Below are 20,611 nucleotides of genomic sequence, written 5' to 3' on the forward strand. Positions count from 1 at the left end.
AATAAGTAAATGACTAGTGTAAATAGAAACAACAGCCGGGATTTATCCCGGAAAAAGCGATACAAGAGTAATACTGAATAGTAAGGGCAGTTTATATTCTCTCCAAAACATCACTGCCTTATAAAATTATTTAGAAAACCAGCTTGTTGAAAAGTCTTTTCAGGATTTTATTGATGAATTTATGAACAGCTCTTGTAATGGTTAACTTGAAGAAATATAATATATTACGATATTTTGTCAGGGATGAAATAAACAGAATATTTCCAAATTGTTGATTTTTATAAGGTAATACTGTAACATCTTTTCGATAGGTTTTATTACTAGGTTTGCAGAAACACCGGTAATTATGAAAAATTACTTTTTGCTTTTGATGCTTGCTTTGAATTCCATGGTGGCATTTTCTCAAAATAATGACCTCACAACCTGGTTTGAACAAACAAAGGGAATGCAAACACCCAGGTATAAAGAGTCTGTTGATTATTGCATTCGGTTAGCTTCTGCTTCCCCAAAAGTGAATTATTTTAGCTTTGGGAAAAGTGCCCAAGGCAGGGATTTGCCACTGCTCATCATTGATAGTGAGGGGATTACAGATCCTACAATATTAGCTAATTCCGGGAAAGCTGTTTTGCTTATCCAGGCTTGCATTCATTCAGGGGAGAGTGATGGGAAAGATGCCGGGTTTTTACTGATCCGTGACCTGATTAGCAAACCCGGGCTTACATCATTGCTCAATCATGTAAGCATCCTGTTTATTCCTATTCTTAATGTCGATGGCCATGAACGATTTGGCCCTTTTAACAGGATCAATCAGAATGGACCTGAAGAAATGGGATGGAGAACTACAGCTCAAAACCTGAATCTCAACAGGGATTATATGAAAGCAGATGCTCCTGAAATACAGGCATGGCAGCGCCTTTTCGACAGATGGAATCCTGATATGTTTATTGATTGCCACGTTACTGATGGAGCTGATTATCAATATGTGCTTACATATGCCCTTGAAACTAAAGGGAATATGGAGAAAAATCTAGCTCAATGGACTGAAGAATCCCTAGAGCCCTACCTTACTGAGCAAATGCAGAAAGCTGGCATGCCTATTTTCCCTTATGTAGAGTTCCGTCGATGGCATGACCCCCGCTCCGGACTGGTGAAATGGACCGCACCTCCAATGCTGTCGCAAGGCTATGCTGCCTGCAGGAACCGTCCGGGTTTGTTAATTGAAAGTCACATGCTGAAACCCTACAAACAAAGGGTTTTAGCTAATTATGAGTTGCTGAAGCAGGTGATCATTTTCATGGACAAGGAGTATGTTCAGCTTAAGAAACTGAATAGGGAAGCAGACCTATACACATCCAGTGAGGCTTTCAGGAAAGAGCCTTTTGGACTGAGTTGGACTGAAGTGATGGACGACAGCACAATGACTGATTTCCTGGGATTTGAATATAGCATTGATACAAGTGATCTTAGTGGAGGATTGTGGTTTAAATACGATAACACAAAACCCTGCACATGGAAGCTCCCGATTTTTTCCCATAATATACCTGAGTCAAAGGTGAATTTGCCTGAAGCCTATTTGATCCCGCCACAATGGACAGATGTAATTCAACGACTGAAAAATCATGGGATCAGGTATAAAACTCTTTCCCGGGATCTGGATATAGAAACTTCAACTCTTCGGTTCAGGAATGTAAAGTGGCAGTCTCGTTCGTATGAAGGAAGAATAAAAGTGAATTATGAATTATCGGATTCAACAGAGACCAGGATATTCCCGGAAGGATCGGTAATTATTGAGATGAGCCAGCCACTTGCTAAAGTTATTGCCCACCTGCTGGAACCAGGTTCACCCGATTCTTACGCTTCCTGGGGTTTTTTTAATACCATCCTTGAACAGAAGGAATATGTTGAATCCTATGTTATGGAAGTGGAAGCCCGGAAAATGCTAGCGGCATCTCCACGCCTTAAGGAGGAATTTGAACAGAAGAAGTTGGATCCCAAATTTGCAGCCAATCCTGATGCAATATTAAGATGGTTTCATAGTAAATCACCCTGGTGGGATACACAGTTTAATGTTTATCCTGTTGGACGGATCACTGAGAAATCAACACTGGAAGAAATTCTGAAGTATTCGTCTGATTAAATTTGGAAAATCATTTCAGTCGGGAAAAGCCTGCCCGACTGACTAAAATGCGATTTTCCAGAAGAATAATTATTGGTCAGGCGGATTTTTCCCCAAAGGGTTGCTTTGCTTTGTTTTGATTTTGGGGGCCCCCCGCCCGGGGTTTTTCTTTCTTATTTTGCTTCTGCTTTTTCATTTTGCGTTTTTCATTTTGCATTCTGCATTTTTCATTTTGCGTTTTTCATTTTGCATTCTGCATTTTTCATTTTGCGTTTTTCATTTTGCATTTGCATTTTTCATTTTGCATTTTGCACTCTGCATTTTTCATTTTTCCCCAAAGGGGAGCCTTCGGCTCATTTTTGCTTTTAGCCTAACACTACTGCTGAAACAGTCCTGGCATATCAAAAGATGCTTCATGCTTCAGCAGCCATTCCTTCCTCCATAAGCCACCCCCATATCCAACCAGTTTTTGATTTGAGCCAATCACCCGATGACATGGGACAACAATATTTAGCTTATTCTGGCCATTGGCGTGTCCGACTGCCCTGACTGCTTTTATATCCCCGCTGATTCTTGCCAGTTCGAGATAAGATAAAGTCTTCCCAAAGGGGATATCCTGCAGAAGCTTCCATATCCGGAGCTGAAAGTCTGTCCCTTTAGCATCCAAAAGTAAATCGAAAACCTTGCGTCGCCCGTTAAAGTACTCATCCAGCTGTTGTATGCATTCAACCAGGCTATCAGGAACCATGTCGTTCTCCTTCACAAAATCACCATACAGTATGGACCGGATTCCCGCATCAGATCCGGAAATATTTAATAATCCTACGGGTGACGAATAAATGGCTTCTTCCATTGGACCAACTATTCAATTTCAATCGAACTTCAGGTGAATCTTTACCAATTCCGGCCTGTTTCCTGTGCGCATCGGGGGCCCCCAGCCACCATACCCTGAGGAAACATAAAAATGTGAATTCTCCTTTTGTTTGTATCCCCAGCTAACTTCATAGATAGCTTTGGTAATAAAGTTGAAAGGCCAAAGTTGACCATGATGTGTATGCCCTGATAATTGAAGATCAACACCCGCTTTGGCAACATCATCCAGCTTGAATGGCTGATGATCCATCATAATAATGGGTTTGGATGCATCAATCCCATTCAATATCTGCGAAATCGATTTTCTTTCTTTACCACTAAATCTTGGTTTATCCCGATCGTCCCTGCCTGCCAGGTAAAAACTTTGATCTACTAATACAGCTGTATCCCGCAACAATTTGATATTATGTGCTTCCAGGTATTTAACTGCTTTCTCAGCACCTCCAATATATTCGTGATTACCTGTGATAGCATATACACCCAGGGGAGCCTTCAATTGACTCAATGAAATTCCAAGGTCATGACGAATCACAGGTGCAAGGTCTTCATCTACCATATCTCCTGCAAAAAGTATCAGGTCTGGTTTGAGGGCATTGATGCGGTTAACCATTTTAAGGGTTCGTTTGGGCCCGACAAGTGTTCCCATATGAATATCAGACGCCAATACAATAGTGAGTTCTTTCCTGGTTCCGGCGACTTTGTTGATTTTTATAGATAATTCATTAACCCTTGGGTTCAAAGCATTTATAAAACCTGCAATTGCCACTCCTCCAACAAGTATGATCACACCCTTAAATATCAAAAACCGGGTTTGGACCGGATCCTTTAACATGAAATCCGGATAAAAAGGAATGATCCAGTTAATGAGTCTGACGATGTCAATCACCAGAAGGGCCATCAGGAAATGGATCATGAGTCCGAGCCAGATAGCCCCAAGCCAATGAAAAGTATCGCTCACAGGGGAAAGCCAGATTCTCTCAAGAAAACGGGCAATGATATAGCTGGAAGCAAAAACCAGGAAAATCCAGGGGAAATAGGTTCTAATGCTGCTCCCGATTGGAATGGAAGCCATTGCCCTGCTATAGATGAAGTAATTAATGGCACTATATACAACGAGTACTACTGTTAGAAAAACTGCAAGCTGATAAGGACGCATTGAAAGAGGTGTTGAATGGTTAGGTTTGAATTTCCCGGGAATTGAATCCAGAATAGGGTTATTTGATTTTAGAATATTTATGAAACCATGGCAAACTATAATTGTTCGCAAAGGTAGTGTAAGCAAATGAATTCTTAACTTTGCACCATCAGGTTAAAGCCCTTTGGTAACTGATATTCACCGGATATTCAAATAAATGAAAAACATGCGCTTTTTTTTGGCATTCAGAAAGTTATTATTGGTTCTTCCACTCCTTTCAACACTTTCAGTATTTTCCCAGGCTGTGATCTATTCAGAGGACTTTGAAAGTGCCTCCCAGCCATTGAATGGATTCCTGCTTTCAAATCTGGACCAGGGAATTGTATCTGAAACTGGTTGGACTACCCTTACTGACAGTGCATGGGTTATTCGTTCATTATCTGCTTTCAATACCCGGGCAGCTGTCGCTACTTCCGTTTATGAGCCTGCATCAGAAGCCAATGACTGGATGATCACGCCGGCTATCCTTATAGGGAAAGCCAGTCGTCTGAGCTGGGATGCTGTTTCCTTAACTGCAGCGAAACCAGATTCATACAAGGTGTATGTTTCTACTTCTGATCAAAGTGTCAACGGTTGTTTATTGAACTTCCATGTACTCGAAATTTTAAATGAAAATTCCGGAGGTTTTACGCATCTTGAAGTCGACCTTGCATCACTGGGCTTTGAAAATCAGGTGGTTTATATCGGTTTCCAATTAAGTACAATCGGAGGAGGAGATAAGCTTGCCTTAGATAATATACAGGTAATGGATGATTCAATTCAATCTACTGTCAACCTTACTTTTAAAGTGGATATGTCAAAATATATCAATTCCGGCAATTTTAATCCTGCCACCGACACTGTGGATATTGCAGGAAGTTTCAATGCCTGGGATGGCACCCGTCATATTATGACCATGGATCCTGAATCAGATTCCACCAGGTATACAATCACGATCCCTGGATTCTTTGATGGAAATAGTATTGAATTCAAATTTCGGATTAATAGCTCATGGAATGATACAGCAGTTGAATTTCCCTATGGTGGCCCAAATCGTCAGTGGAAAATTCAACATGGCTTATACACTTATACTGCCTTTTACAACGAACAAGGCATCGTTTCCGGAATTGATGATCTGCAGCTGATAGTTGAAAAATTCCTGGTTTTTCCAAATCCTGCTGAGCAATGGGTGAGATTTAGTTGCCCTGATGCGGTGAATAAAATTTCAGTTCTGGGAATGAATGGAGTCGTTGTACAAGAATTGTTTCATACCAAAGGAATCCAGGAAGTGAATATTTCAGATTTTTCCCCCGGATACTACTTGATCGTTTTCTATCAGAATTCCAACCGATTGGCTGTCAGAAAATTGATGATCAAGTAGTTTTATCCTCCAAATTCTACTGATTTTTCATCCATTCAAATACCTGGTAATGCTCGCCGTTCATACCCATGGCAGTATATACCTGCTGTGCCCGGTGATTGCTCCGGTCGACGTATAATCTTAATCCCCCGATTTCCGGGTTGTTACTCACTTCTTCAAGAAGGTATTGATACATTGCCCTGAAAACCCCCTTCTTTCTGAAAGCCGGGACTACGTAAACGGATTGTATCCAAAGGATGGTAGAATTTCTCCAATCGCTCCATTCCGGAGTAACCATCAATGAACCAACTATTTCCTCTCCAACTTCAGCAAGCAGGTACCTGCCCTTGGATGGATCATGAAACACAGCCTGTACACCTTTCATGGTAATATCAGGTGTAAGAATAATGTTCTCTGTTTCTAATGCCATTTGTAGTTGAAACTCCATGATAGTTATACTATTCTCGGTTTTGGCAGGATATATTTGTAGTTCCATTTGATTGAATTCTAAAGATGTAATGAAAAGGAAATAAAGTTATGCCTATCCCAAGGGGGGAAATGCTTATTTTTGCAGCCTCAAATGAGCTACCTCAAAGGTAGAAATTCTAATTCATACCGGTAATCCAATGAGTGAACAAATTAAGCATGAATGCGGCATTGCCCTGATCCGATTGCTCAAACCTCTTGAATACTACTATGCCCGGTATGGCACAAATTTATATGGTATCAACAAGTTACATCTCCTGATGGAGAAGCAGCATAACCGTGGGCAAGATGGAGCTGGGGTTGCTGCCATTAAACTCGATGTCCTCCCGGGGAATAAATATATCTACAGGCTCAGATCCAATGCCTCCGGACCTATTGATGATATTTTCAAACAGATATATAAACCTTTTCAACAGTTAGTCGACCAGAAATCGGACAGGATTGATGATTCCACCTGGTTGAAAAAGCATGTGGATTTTGCCGGCGAGCTATTTCTTGGTCACCTCAGGTATGGAACTTTCGGGAAGAACAATATTGAAAATCTTCATCCTGTAGTTCGATTCAATAACTGGATGACCCGTAACCTGGTTCTGGCCGGGAATTTCAATATGACCAATGTCGAAGAGCTGTTTCAGCGATTGGTGGAATACGGGCAATATCCTGTAGAAACCAGCGACACTGTTACTGTTTTAGAGAAGATCGGGCATGTACTGGATCAAACCAATGAGGAACTTTATCGTCATTTCAAGGACAAAGGATATACCAAAGAACAAAGTACCCAACTGATTGCAAATAGCCTCGATGTTGAAACCATCCTGAAGAAAGCTTCGCGAAATTGGGATGGAGGTTATGCAATGGCTGGAATGTTTGGCCATGGAGATGCTTTTGTGTTGCGTGACCCCAACGGTATTCGACCGGCTTTCTGGTATAAGGATGATGAAATTGTTGTAGCTGCCTCCGAAAGGCCTGTTATCCAGACTGCCTTCAATGTTGATTTTGACCAGATCCATGAACTAAAACCCGGCCATGCCTTGATTATCAGGAAAAACGGGGAAGCAAAGGAGGAGATGATCAATCAGCCCGGAGAAAGAAAAGCTTGCTCCTTTGAAAGGATTTATTTCAGCCGGGGAACAGATAAGGAAATCTACTTGGAACGTAAGCGTTTAGGGCATTTACTTACTAAGAGTATCCTTAGAGAAGTTGATTATGACCTTAAGAATACTGTATTTTCCTATATTCCAAATACTGCTGCATCCGCATTTTATGGCCTCGTTGAGGAACTTGTTAAAGTATGCGACGATATTATTAAAGATAAAATACTGGAGTCAAAGGATCACATAAGTAAAGAATTACTTGATGAGATTTTTAGTCTGAAGCCCCGAATGGAAAAGGTTGCGGTAAAGGATATCAAACTCAGGACATTCATCACCCAGGATTCACAACGCGACGATCTTGTTGCGCATGTGTATGATGTAACCTATGGCACTGTTCGAAAAGGCCTGGATAACCTGGTTGTGGTTGATGATTCGATTGTGAGAGGAACAACACTCAAAAAAAGTATTATCAGGATTTTAGACAGGCTGGGACCAAAGAAGATCGTTATTGCATCCTCAGCACCTCAGATCAGGTATCCCGATTGTTATGGGATTGATATGGCCAAGATTACAGATTTCATCGCCTTCAACGCTGCAATTGAATTATTGAAAGAGACCCGTCAAGGGCATATCCTTAATGATGTCTACAAGAAATGCAAAGCTCAGGATTATGCTCCCAAGGAAGAAGTTATCAATCATGTGAAAGAGATTTATGCCCCTTTCACGGATCAACAAATTGCTGATAAGGTTTCTCAGTTGGTTACTCCTATGAATTGTAATGCAAAAGTCGCGATAGTTTATCAGTCCATTGAAAACCTGCATGAAGCCATTCCTCAACATACCGGTGATTGGTATTTCACAGGAGATTACCCTACCCCTGGTGGTAACAAAGTTGTGAACCGTTCCTTTATTAATTATATAGAAGGCAGAAACGAAAGAGCTTACTGATCTCAACCCCTAAAAAATGTAAGGCTGCCATTCTTCCTTTGACAAAGGAATATTGGCAGCCTTAATTTATTAGTGTTAAACTATATGGTTGTTATTTCTAAGAAAAATTTGCTTTTATCTTTTCAGCCAGATCATTCATTTCATCAGCGGGAAGTTGAAGTTTCGGCCGGCTGAAATTAATATCATCCATACTGTTTAAAGGAATCAGGTGTATATGGGCATGTGGGACTTCAAGTCCGATAACCGCAACTCCAACTCGTAAACAAGGCACACTTTTCTTAATTGCTTTGGCCACGCGCATGGCAAAACTCCATAACAACTGGTGTTGAGTCTCTTCCAGATCAAAAATATAATCCACCTCTTTTTTGGGAATTACAAGGGTATGACCTGGTGCTAAGGGACTAATATCCAAAAATGCAAAGAAATTTTCATCCTCCGCGATCTTGTATGAAGGTATTTCTCCTGTTGCGATTCTTGAAAAAATGCTTGCCATAACCTGATCGTTAGGATTTTACATTTATCTCCATGATTTCAAATGTGATCTTTCCTGCCGGTATCGCAATTTCTACGGTATCACCGACCATTTTACCCAGAAGCCCATGAGCAATGGGAGAATTCACAGAAAGTTTGGCAGATTTAAGATCAGCTTCATTCTCTGGAACAAGAGTATAAGTCATCTCCGTATTGGTTTTCAGGTTTTTGATTTTGACAGTCGACAAAATCAGAACCCTGGAATTGTCCAACTTTGATTCATCAATTAACCGGGCATTACGAATGAGATCCTGGACTTTGGAAATACGCATCTCAAGCATACCTTGTGCATTTTTTGCAGCATCATATTCTGCATTTTCTGAAAGGTCGCCTTTATCCCTGGCTTCGGCAATCTGTTGGGAGATATTAGGTCTCTCCACATTCACCAGATGCTCCATTTCTGTTTTTAATTTTTCCAGTCCTTCTTTCGTATAGTACTTGATGTCAGTCATAGGTATTGCAGTTGTGAAGTTCAAAATAAGAGAAAAAGACCCTTTTTAGCAAAGGGTCCTTTTAGGAAATACGAATTAGCTTTCCGGGATTGGCTACCCGGTATCGTCAGGGTTAGAAGCTCAAGCGGGCAGCAATGGTATGTGAACCCTGGAAGGGATCAGTTGCCCTGTATGAATAGTCTACTGAGAAAATGGATCCTTTTTCCTTATTCAAAGGTACCTGAACAGATAAACCTGCGCTTGGACCTGTAAATACGGTTGTACGATCAACATCACTGGAGATACCTTCTTCGTAAGTATATCCACCACGGAGCATCAGGTAATTCTTCAATTCATACTCTGCACCAAGAACATACTGATCCTTGTAGAATGAATTGGAAATAAATGCACCAGCAAGGCTTAAACTATGCAGATCGTTGAATATAAACCTATAAGAGGCTCCAATGTTCAATTGTGAGGGAAGTTCGAAATCGGCAGAACGTTGTTCAAGCGTGAACATACTTTCCTGTCCGGGAAGGAAGCTACGGATGGATAAACCATCACCCCTGAAACGCATGGTGGGTCCAATGTTCTTTAAGGAAATACCGAATTTGATATTTTCCTTTTCACCTGTTACATATTGAATACCAGCATCAATAGCCACACCCGCTGCGCTAACATCACTGATGGATTCGGAGATAATCTTCAGGTTGAATCCACCATAAATACTGTTAGAGAATGCTTTTGCGTAAGCAATGTTGATATTCATATAGTTTGGAGAAAATGTACCGATACCACCTTCAGGAAGTTCTGTAGTAGTAATGGGTAGGTCACCAAATTTCAGCGACATCATGGAAAGGCCTAATACACCGGCATCACCTACCTTTTGAGCAAGCCCAAAGGTATTGATGTTAATATCTGACCCTTTGAGCCATTGTGTATGGCTGAAAATAAGCTCACTTTTTTGAGTGAAGGCAAGCCCTGCAATGTTAGTATACATTGATTCAAGACCATAGCAGTTGGCAATGTTTACTCCTCCCCAACCGGAACTTCTTGCCCATGGATTGATCAGTAGCTCAGATGCTCCTGCCTGGCCAGAACGGTCCTTGTTACCCGCATATGAGAGCGCCGGAATGAGCAATGCTCCTGACAGAAGTATGGCCAATGTTGACTTATATATGTTTTTCATGTTCAGTCTTTTTTTAAGTTGTTACCAGTGATTACTGTTAGAAAGCATTTAAGTCGATAGGACGCATTGCACCAAACCATTTGATCACTTTTTCCCCGACTTCAGGAACCTTTACATGGATGATATAAACACCGCCAGCAACCGGAATCCCTGCAAAATTCTTAAGATCCCAGTCAATGTATGTTTTAGATTCATCCTTATTAAAGGTACGGATCACTGAACCGCCTGTTGAATAAATAGTAATGGTACAACGTTGAGGTAAGTTCACAATCTTGACCCTGTTATCCAACTGGTTCACTTCGTAAGGGGAGTAACCATTGTAAGGATTTGGGACAATATTGATTTTGTCCAGATCGCTGACTGATTTTTCAGTTGAGTCAGTAACTGTGGTAACAGCTTTAGTACTGAAGTTATACATTGGCCAGAAGTTATTCTGGTTATGATTGGCAACAAACTCGCCAGTCATAGGTTCTGAATAATATCGGGCATAAGGCTTGGTAATTCTCAGTTTGATTTTTACATCACTGGATAGCCATGGAGATGCTGGATTAGCCATTGGAATACTTGTCCACATTGCATTTCCAAACAAATAGGCCCTGAGCTGTTTTGCATATACAGCTACAGTGAAGGCTCTCTTCATCTCTTTTACAAAGAAGGCTCCGGCATCATAAGCAGGGAAGTTAAGATCTGCAGCTTTAATAGGTGAAGTAGGAGGTAAGGAAATACGATTTTCTTTACCGGAAGTATGGCTCATGATATAGAGATAATGTTTTCCTCCAAATACAGCTCTACCCTGATCATCGAATACCGTTGAAGTTGGATTAAAGATCATATCATTACCGTTATCGTCTGTTAGATGTGAGTCTTCTCCGAAAATCATATTGAGGCGTTCTCCGGTTTCAATATTGATGGCATAACCTGGGAACCAACCCATTCCATGAGTAGAGATATAATCAGAATTCATGGCAGGATCTGTATTTGAAACATTGGTATCACCTTCCTGGTTAACAGAACGATGGGCGCGGAGGTCAAATTGTTTGGCATTGCCTTCAGCAAGATCAGAATATGGGCACATTTCAATGACCGGACAACGGGTCCATTTCGTTTTATCGTCAGTGAATACAATATCCACACTGGCAAGATCAGAGAAATAACTACTATTCTTCGAGAGTTTGGCAATGGGCTCACCGTAAGCCAGACCGGCAGTATCCTGCTTTGAAGAAGCTACCAGGAGATAAGGTGACCAAGTCCCACCTAACAATTTCTCATAATTCTGATCAGGGTCAAATGGTTTATCCGGGGCATCCCAGTCATTTTCCCTGGCATCATCCGCAGTTTGATTCCCTGAACGTATCCAGTTTAATGCTCCACCACCATCAATATCAGGAATAAAGAACAACCAGGGGTTCTCAGGATCAGCGTATTCTACACTGCCTTCCTGTATTCCATTATTTGGAAGAATCGGAGCGTATTTTCCACTCTCAGGTTCATAAATGCCAGGATATAAGGTTTGACTCATCATTACTGACAATCCAAGATCGATAAATAACTGTTCATTTTGAAGGTCAATAGTTGTATCCGATCTGTAAACAGTTCCTGTCTCGTTATCAATAAGCCTCCAGCGTGTTGTTGGCATGGCTGTATCACGCGATCCAACCGGAACCAGTATACTGAACATTGAATCAAGTGCTACAGTATAATTTCCATCTTTTACATTTAAAGGATCAATAACTTTTACTTTAATCGGACCCGATCCTAATTTATAAGTGGCATTGTAAGCAATCGGGTAATTAGGGCTACCATAAACATTGATGGAATCTGCAGGGCTCTTACTGAGGATTTCAGCAATAGTTGCATCGGAAAGTTCAAGAATATTTCCACCATTACCTTGTCCGGAAGTTCTCGTAATCTCCACTTCCTGTCCATAATCACCCTTGAAAGCAACTGGTCCTATAGGAACATGGGGAATTCCGGTGTATACCTTGATATTCTTTCTTCCTGGTAAATAAGGTTGCTTTTGACCATTCAGGTTTTCTGCAACTGTGGGAATAAAGTCCTTGTAGTTGTTATGAGCATAAGCAACGGCCAGGTAATAATACTGGATATGGTTTACAAGGTCATTTCCGGTGAAGGCATCTTTTGTTAACTCAAAAGAGTGAACAATACCCTGGTTGGATCCATTAACTTCTTCAGTGGGTACACTTGCACCAAGCAACTGGTCAAATGTGAAATTAACAAGGCGTGAAACTCCGTTTTTGACATCACACTGGAATACTTGCCTGGCAAGTTCATCATTTTCAATGTCAGCAATTGTAACATTGGAATTCTTCAGCTGGTATACTTTATAACCTTCGAACTTGTAATAAGGATCCCATATCTCTCCTGGAGGAGGTTGGATACGTGGGTCAAGTTCAGCATATCCTTCATGGAAGTTATTACCAGCATCGTTAGCTTTCCTGTTGGAAATATAGACGATGAGTTTATTCTCAAGTTCACGGATAGTAAGGTCAGGAGCATTAGGACCTGAAATAACTTTGAAGCAGTTGTCAAACAACATCTGGCATTTATCATCAACTGACTGAAGGAGTTTAACTGAGGCTTCAGGTCCGCCGGAAACGGCACGAGCCCATGGAATACCAACAGTGATGTAGTTCACAGCACCCGGTTCAAGAGTGAAGGGTCCGGCAGATTCCATGAAACGTCTGTCCTGTGGTTGGTTACCTGCGGTTACTTCAGTCCATTTCTTTGGATTTGGAACTAAACCCCTGGTTCCCCAGTTACATATATCAGTTTCATTTGGGAACATGAAATAACAGGCAGGACCGGTAGCACCTGAAGAAACATGGGCATTTCCGCCATATAACATCTGAGTATTGTCACGCCAGAATCCACGAAGGAATTGGTAATACTGTGATGCTACATCCGGATCCCACATATAGGAAGGTACTCCTGAGTTACTATTATTATGATAAACGAAACGGCGCATTCCAAAACGTTCATCGTCAATAATGCCGTTTCCAAAATTTACACCATTGATTGCAGCAGCATTAACAAAAGTATAGATGGAATCACCGGCCCCGTTTGGCAGACGCTGATAGGTTGAATCCTGGAAAACGATATCACAATCACCATTATAGGAAGGCCCTAGTTTACTGGCATCTTGTTTAAACGAAGGGTTATCAAAACCATCATTATCAATATATGGTCCCTGGAAAAAGTCAACACCAATGGCTGGGGGTTGTTCACCATATGCCCATGCCTGACCGTTACCGTCTTTAGGAGTTCCATTATAGCAATATCCCAATCCACGCATAACGTCGCAACCTACATAGTCATCGTTTGCATAACCAAGGTCGGTATCCACCCATTGACTGAAGTAAGTGTTGGTAAGACGATAGGTAGAACGGTTTATAATTTCATAACTATAGAAAGTCATGTCATTGATTTCATCATTGGTAGCAAAAGCAAAGGCCTGCGCACGAATTTCAAAACCAATAGGTTGACCTGAGGTTTCTGTATGGATATTACCTTTATCATTAAATACCCACCATAGAGTAGCATCACCTTTGATAACCTGGTCGACGAGGATACCGTTTCCTTCAGCAGTTGAAGTTTTGGTGTGGCAAAGTTCATTGCTAACATCATAATAGGGGTAGTCACCATTAAGAGGATTATAATCACCATCGGCATCCCTGTCAAAGAATGGTGCCAGGTAGTAACTCTGGCCCAGTGTTACGTCTCCATGAGCAGGCCAGTTGGTTATGGATGATGGAATCGTGTTTTTATAGGTTTCCCATATTGCAGGATCATCATAGGCTGCAAGGAAATCATCAACTTCCTGGCGGGTGATGTACCACATTTTATCATAAGCAGCACAGGTTTGTTCAGTAACAGCTGCTGTTCCATCTGTTGTAAGAGGGCCGGGCCAATAGTCGACACCAACCTGGCGATACCTGTGAGCAGCCAGTTTCAACTGTCCGTTAGCATCAATACCCCCGATCCAGAGGGCTGCACTAAACATTGACATTTTCTTGGAACCTTTAGGGATTTCATATTGTGCATTTTCAAAATCCCACCACATATCGCCCCCGGTATTGATACGGGTACGTACATTATTGAGTTCAAGGTATTTGAAGTTTGCTCCCGGCAAGCAACCGGCAGCCGTTGATTTTATGATGGAAGTACTCCCTGATTTCAGGTGAACTTGCTCAGCATGTACTGTGATGGCTAGCGCAAGGCTTAGGACTATCACCGGCAAAATACGGAATGTATTTTTCATTGTATATGCGTGTTTTTTCGTTATTGTTCTTAAAGTGCTCATAATGATTAGAAGTTAAGGCCAACGCCAAGACGGATCATTCGGGGCGAACTGTAGTTGTAAGGACTGTTCACACGGATCCTGTAAAAGTCGATGTAGGATTGAGTATCCAACTGTGAATTGATCTGGGCCTGGTATTCTGCAGCTGCCAGGTAACCGTCATCATCCGGGTTCCCTGTTGCAGAATATACGCTCATGATGTTTCTGGAGTTAAGGATATTGAGCACCTGTAGATAAACGTTTAGGTAATATTCCTTTACGTTGCCATTGTCATCCTTCTTTGAAGATAAAGTGAAGTCTTTGTCGAGACGTCCATCAAGCCTGAATGAGCCAGGCAGGCGGGAACCATTGATGGAACCCTGAATAATTCTGGCTGTTCCCAATGGTGAAATCAGGCTTGAACGGGTATAAGGGGTTCCCGATCCGCCATTCATTGTAATATTGAAACCTGCATTCTTAAAGATTTGTTTTCCACCTACTACCGGACCATTGTAATCCTTGCCTTCAGCATAACGGAAGTCGATATTGACATTAAAAGCATGACGACGGTCATAGTCATAAGGGATCAAAGTACGAAGGTTAGGCTGTCCTGAACGGATCAATCCTGATGAAGTTTCAGCACTTGAACCGGTTCCGTTTGCAAACTGCAGGGTATAACTGGCCCTTACGCGGGTGTTGGTAGTTCTGCGTAGGTCATAGGAAACAGTTAAACCTTTAACAGTTCCAAAGTCGATATTACCATATGAATAATAGGTCTTAGGATATGCCCCGGTATAACGGAAACTCTGGATCTGATCACGGAACTCACGATAGAACCCGGATATGTTGATGGAAGAAGAGTTGGAGACCTTCTGCTGAAATCCAAGTTCATAATCTACCGTGCGTTCTGGCTTCAGGTTGGGATTATTCATAGTTGGGTTACCCTGAACAGCCCAGAATAAGTAATCCAGAGGACTGAAAGTAGAATTTGTTTTTGGGCGTTGAGTCAGAACATCGTAGTGAGCATAGAATAATGCTTCATCAGAGATGGGGAATGAGAATGAAATACGCGGCATTACGGTCCATTGAGGATCATAATCAGCGAATGATGCACCTGTGATTTCCTTTGAAGTAGGATCAACAAGGTAAGGTGCAATTCCGTTTCCGGCATCCAGTTTTTCAAGTGGGTTTAGAACAACAGAACCATTGGCATCATACCAGTTTGAACCATCGCGGTAACCTGTGATACGTGTTGGATTAGTGATGTTGTCAACATAAACGACATATTCGCTTCCCATTGAGGAAGGAATAGGTCCGAGGTTAGTCACTTCACCCACTGTTTTTGCAGGATAAAGAGTATATGGATCTTTCAACACACTCTGATTGGCATCGAAACGGTCGAAGCGAAGTCCTACGTTAAATACCAGGTCATCAAATGAGAATTTATCCTGGATGTAACCTGCCATATAAATAGGTTCAAAAGGAGCAATTTCGCGCTTATAATTTCCATTTGCATCTTTCTCCTGGTAGAAATCCTGGATGCTGGGTTTACCCGTCAGACGATTACCATAATAATCGTAACCCCTGGCAAAGGCAATTGAATTACCATCATTCAGCAATTCATCAGGACTGAATAGGTCTACTGATAATGGTTTGCTGAGTGTAATTGTATGCATTTGGTTGTCCTGATCGTAGTAATTAATTGATTGGGTATTGATATCATATGAATTGATATCAACCCAATCGGTACCATTTACAGGAAGTCCCATTAATGTTCTGATATTCTTGTCGAAAGCACGTTGTGAGGTTCCGTCATACAAACGACGATAATCAGTAGTAAGTATTTCCTGTCCAAACAGCGTTTGATTGTAATTAATTGGGTTGTTAAGATCCAGCTGAATAATATGTGAGTTGGCTAATTGGTACATAATTGGCCAGAATGCAGCAGGAGCATAACTATAGGAACTTGCGGTGTACCTTTCAAAAGTAAACCCGAGTTTAAGTTCATGGTTCCCCACATCAGCTGAGAGATTCAGTGTAGCTGTAACCTGTCGTTGGTCACTGATGGCATAGCCTGCCTGGGAATTGCCGGGGGCAGAGAACAACCCATAAACACCACCTCCGAATACACCATTGGGAGTGTAGCCATTCAAAAGCCCACCACCGAGGTAGATATTGTCAAAATTATCATAATGACCAAATGTCTGTCCTTCGTAGAGTGCATAATAATTGGATGTATAGTTTGCCATTACCGGGTTGAGTTCAGCCCTTTGATAAGTGATCAGGGTATCCCTGTAACCATTCATCACCAGTCGGAAACCTGCCACCTGGTTTGTATCTTCAACAAAATCGTAACCTTTTTCTTTATAGGTGTCGAATTTGCCGATATAGCCATATCCAAAGAGATTATCTTTTAATTCTGCATCTTCTGTTTTGCCATAAATGCTGGTATAGTCGGCTTGCAGACTGTAATAAACGTTTTTAATCAGGCTTTTGCTTTCTTTATCGGCTGGGAAACGTTGAGTATATCTTCCAAATACACGCCACGTATTTCCGGTTGAAAGCGAATTCCTGTTATAATTGAATATTGAATGGAACCAGTTATAGTTATGGTAGTTGTATGCATTATAGGATCCTCCGAATGTTAAAGTGGAATATTTACCACTTTTAACGTCCAGTTTAAGGGAGGTATTAAGGTTGAATTCATTCGAATTAAGAGTAGATTTCAATTCTTCAAGGTCTTCCATATGGATGAACTCTGCATTCTGAAATGAACCAAATCCTGACGGAGAAATGCGTAACGGATTTTTTTCGAGTTCTTCTAAAATGTCATCTTTTACTTTGTACATCCCCAAGGCCAGAGGAGATCCATCCTTTTTATATTCAAGGTCGGCAGCAACAAAGTATCCGAGTACCGAATAAGTTTTATCCTTATTCCAAAAGATAGGACCTGTAAAGTTTACACCGGCACGGTTGTAACCATAAGGATCAAGGAATTCAGAAGTCTGAAGTTCCAATCCACCCCCAAATTTCCTGGATGGTCCTTTGGTGGTAACATTAATAATACCCCCGGTGGCATCGCCGTATTGGGCGGGCACTCCACCAAGAATAACCGATACCTGTTCAATGGCTGATTCAGGGAGGCTGCTCGAACCTCTCACGCGGATTCCATCGATATACATAACGTTTCCATCTTCACGCTGTCCACGCATACTGCCAATTTCACCGTCACGTGAGAAAACACCACCCACTGATGCTGCTACGGCCGAAACATTCCGGCTGGGCATCTTTGATATTTCCTCGGAAGTGATGTTAGCACCAGATGTAGTGTTGTCCTTGCTGATCAAAGGAATTTTATAATCCACTACTTCATAAGTCTGGAGTTCCGTGGCTGTGGATTCCATTTCGATGTTCTGGAATTCAATTTTTTCCGACCGTAGAACAAATCCCCGGATCAACACTGGCTTGTATCCAACGTTGGAAGCCTTGATGTCGTACTTACCAGGATTCAGTGGCTTGATGGTGTATTCACCATTGATGTCGGAGGATGTACCACCAGCCTGTGTTCCATTGTTTTCCACGATGATGTTGGCAAACGGAATAGGCTCTTTGGTGGCTTTGTCAAGAATCTTTCCTTTCAGAGCCCCCGACTGGGAGAATACTGTCATGCTGGCTGAAAAAAGCAAGACGATGACAATGAGTAAGTTTCTTACCATAAACTGTGGTTTAATGTTGCATTAAGTATATGAATGAGCAAACCTGAAAAAGCAAGTAAAAGTAGAAAGAAAACTATTTGCGAAACAAGGATTTTCCCCTGGATCGCAAAAAAATTAAATTTTGTTAAACAGCGCGATAATACAATAATATATTGTAAATAGCAGCCTGTCCCAAAATTCATAAAAGGCATTAAATGAGCTCAATAGCATAATTTATTTTTTCTATTTTTGCCCAAAAAGATTGCAAAGATAGCGAAAAAATCGATAGATTTGACAATTAAATATGTGTTCTACCCCTTTATATCGCTGAAATCCCTTATACTTTATGGTGTTCCAGTTCAAAACCTGGAAATTATGCTTCAAATTGAAGATCATCAAGTACATATTACTCCGCAATTTTATACTTATTGACCTTATAATTCACTTTAGTCACTCTAGTTCACTTTAGCTCACTTTAGTCACTTTAGCTCACTTTAGTTCACTCTAGGCACTTTAGCTCACTCCAGCCACCCAAACCCCGTCGGGTCCTGCAGACCCCGCCGGGTTTTTCGAATCCAGGAAATCAACACTTTCCAATTAACTTTAGCTCACTCTAGCTCACTCTAGTTCACTTTAGCTCACTCTAGCTCACTCTAGTTCACTTTAGTTCACTCTAGCTCACTTTAGCTCACTTTAACTCACTTCAACCCGTTATTACTTTTCAGCAAAAAAAAGATTAACTATCATAGATTCAGGACTTGAGGCAATTCAATCTTAATCAAGGAGTTCCTACGAACATGAAACCTGAATTGGAAAATGATCATTAAAAAAATACTACTTTTGCAAATTCTAAATTTAATCTAAAACATGGAACAAATATTGACAGATACTGACTTATCTTATAAGGTCAGTGATATTAAACTTGCTGAATGGGGTCGCAAGGAGATAGAAATCGCCGAAAAAGAGATGCCGGGTTTAATGGCAATCAGACGTAAGTATGCAGCTGAAAAACCTTTAAAAGGAGCCAGGATCACAGGATCTCTGCATATGACTATTCAAACTGCAGTATTGATTGAAACACTGGTTGAACTGGGCGCTGATGTTCGTTGGGCTAGCTGTAATATTTTCAGTACACAGGATCATGCTGCCGCTGCTATTGCTGCTGTTGGAATCCCTGTTTTCGCATGGAAAGGTGAATCACTCGATGAATATTGGTGGTGTACCTACATGGCTTTAAGCTTTCCCGGTGGAAAAGGACCTAACCTGATTGTTGACGATGGTGGTGATGCTACATTATTAATACACAAAGGATTTGCAGCCGAGAAAGATTCATCTTTACTCAAAGTTGCTGCCTCCAGCATCGAAGAGGAAAGTATTTTGAAAGTTCTTCGTGAATGCATTGTTGAGAATCCCGGTAAATGGCATCAGGTGGTATCAGAATGGAAGGGTGTTTCTGAAGAAACAACCACTGGCGTTCACAGGCTTTACCAAATGATGGAAAAAGGTGAACTCCTGATTCCTGCTATCAATGTGAATGATTCTGTTACAAAATCAAAATTTGATAACCTCTATGGCTGCCGCGAATCACTTGCTGATGGTATTAAGCGTGCCACTGATGTGATGCTTGCCGGAAAAGTGGTTGTTGTTTGTGGATATGGAGACGTTGGCAAAGGTTGCGCAAAATCTATGAGGGCATATGGATCCAGGGTTATCGTCACCGAGATCGATCCTATCTGTGCGCTGCAAGCTGCTATGGAAGGCTTTGAAATCACTACCATCGAGGATGCACTTACTGAAGGCAATATCTATGTGACCACTACCGGTAACAAGGATGTTATCACTGTTGAGCATATGTCGAAGATGAAAGACCAGGCCATTGTTTGCAATATCGGCCATTTTGATAATGAAATCCAGGTAGATAAACTGAATAGTTATCAAGGTGTTAAACGTACTGAGATCAAACCTCAGGTGGATAAGTATGAATTTGCTGATGGCCATGCCATATTCCTTCTCGCTGAAGGCAGACTCGTTAACCTGGGTTGTGCCACAGGCCACCCCAGTTTCGTAATGAGTAATTCATTCTCAAACCAAACACTGGCTCAGCTTGACCTTTGGAAAAACAGCTATGAAGTTGGAGTTTACAGGCTTCCAAAATACCTCGATGAGGAAGTAGCCCGTTTACATCTTGAGCAGTTAGGTGTCAAACTTACCAAATTAAGCCCGGAACAGGCTGCTTATATTTCAGTCCCAGTAGAAGGCCCTTATAAACCGGATCATTACAGGTATTAATCATTTTGATTCAGAGATACCAGCTTCCTTAGAAGTTGTAACTTTCTGAAGATAAAACAAAGAGCGCAAATCCAGGAGATGCTGAATCTCAGGTTTGCGCTCTTCTTTTATGAAAGCTAAATCTTAAT

At 41.4% G+C, this 20,611-nt stretch carries 12 protein-coding genes; 4 read left to right on the plus strand and 8 right to left on the minus strand.

Annotated features, from left to right (window positions below; genetic code table 11):
- The first annotated feature begins 346 nt into the window (after positions 1-346).
- Positions 347-2,137 carry a M14 family metallopeptidase gene (locus tag IPH84_05430; protein ID MBK7172667.1) on the plus strand — a complete coding sequence of 597 codons (1,791 nt, stop codon included), beginning with the start codon at positions 347-349 and terminating at the stop codon, positions 2,135-2,137.
- A 355-nt stretch (positions 2,138-2,492) separates the two neighbouring features.
- Here the strand turns inward: IPH84_05430 and IPH84_05435 are convergent, their stop codons facing one another.
- Together IPH84_05435 and IPH84_05440 are read right to left on the minus strand one after the other, a co-directional pair.
- Positions 2,493-2,969: a methylated-DNA--[protein]-cysteine S-methyltransferase gene (locus IPH84_05435; GenBank protein MBK7172668.1), complete on the minus strand. Its 477-nt coding sequence runs from the start codon at positions 2,967-2,969 to the stop codon at positions 2,493-2,495.
- An 18-nt stretch (positions 2,970-2,987) separates the two neighbouring features.
- Complete coding sequence (locus IPH84_05440; GenBank protein ID MBK7172669.1) at positions 2,988-4,256, minus strand: metallophosphoesterase; 1,269 nt, start codon at positions 4,254-4,256, stop codon at positions 2,988-2,990.
- Positions 4,257-4,350: 94 nt separating this feature from the next.
- Here IPH84_05440 and IPH84_05445 point away from each other — a divergent pair, with 94 nt between their 5' ends.
- On the plus strand, positions 4,351-5,544 hold the full coding sequence (locus IPH84_05445) for a choice-of-anchor J domain-containing protein (protein ID MBK7172670.1): 1,194 nt from the start codon (positions 4,351-4,353) through the stop codon (positions 5,542-5,544).
- 16 nt (positions 5,545-5,560) lie between these two features.
- Here the strand turns inward: IPH84_05445 and IPH84_05450 are convergent, their stop codons facing one another.
- The gene (locus IPH84_05450; protein ID MBK7172671.1) at positions 5,561-6,019 is read right to left on the minus strand and encodes a GNAT family N-acetyltransferase; all 459 of its coding nucleotides are present in this window, start codon (positions 6,017-6,019) and stop codon (positions 5,561-5,563) included.
- A gap of 130 nt (positions 6,020-6,149) precedes the next feature.
- Here IPH84_05450 and IPH84_05455 point away from each other — a divergent pair, with 130 nt between their 5' ends.
- The gene (locus tag IPH84_05455) at positions 6,150-8,051 is read left to right on the plus strand and encodes an amidophosphoribosyltransferase (GenBank protein ID MBK7172672.1); all 1,902 of its coding nucleotides are present in this window, start codon (positions 6,150-6,152) and stop codon (positions 8,049-8,051) included.
- Between the two features lie 97 nt (positions 8,052-8,148).
- On the opposite strand, the gene IPH84_05460 is transcribed toward IPH84_05455, so the two are convergent.
- The 5 genes from IPH84_05460 to IPH84_05480 all read right to left on the minus strand — a co-directional run bounded on the left by IPH84_05460 (position 8,149) and on the right by IPH84_05480 (position 18,215).
- A complete protein-coding gene (locus IPH84_05460; protein ID MBK7172673.1) occupies positions 8,149-8,544 on the minus strand; it encodes an HIT family protein in 396 nt (131 codons plus the stop codon).
- A 10-nt stretch (positions 8,545-8,554) separates the two neighbouring features.
- Positions 8,555-9,034, minus strand: a complete 480-nt coding sequence (gene greA / locus IPH84_05465; protein ID MBK7172674.1) for a transcription elongation factor GreA — start codon at positions 9,032-9,034, stop codon at positions 8,555-8,557.
- 112 nt (positions 9,035-9,146) lie between these two features.
- Complete coding sequence (locus tag IPH84_05470; GenBank protein MBK7172675.1) at positions 9,147-10,202, minus strand: PorV/PorQ family protein; 1,056 nt, start codon at positions 10,200-10,202, stop codon at positions 9,147-9,149.
- 37 nt (positions 10,203-10,239) lie between these two features.
- Positions 10,240-14,481 carry a T9SS C-terminal target domain-containing protein gene (locus tag IPH84_05475; protein MBK7172676.1) on the minus strand — a complete coding sequence of 1,414 codons (4,242 nt, stop codon included), beginning with the start codon at positions 14,479-14,481 and terminating at the stop codon, positions 10,240-10,242.
- A 47-nt stretch (positions 14,482-14,528) separates the two neighbouring features.
- Complete coding sequence (locus tag IPH84_05480) at positions 14,529-18,215, minus strand: carboxypeptidase-like regulatory domain-containing protein (GenBank protein MBK7172677.1); 3,687 nt, start codon at positions 18,213-18,215, stop codon at positions 14,529-14,531.
- Between the two features lie 846 nt (positions 18,216-19,061).
- Between IPH84_05480 and IPH84_05485 the strand changes: the two genes are divergently transcribed.
- Positions 19,062-20,483: an adenosylhomocysteinase gene (locus IPH84_05485; GenBank protein MBK7172678.1), complete on the plus strand. Its 1,422-nt coding sequence runs from the start codon at positions 19,062-19,064 to the stop codon at positions 20,481-20,483.
- The last annotated feature ends 128 nt before the right edge of the window (positions 20,484-20,611 follow it).

This window comes from Bacteroidales bacterium (assembly GCA_016707785.1).
GTDB lineage: Bacteria > Bacteroidota > Bacteroidia > Bacteroidales > UBA4417 > UBA4417.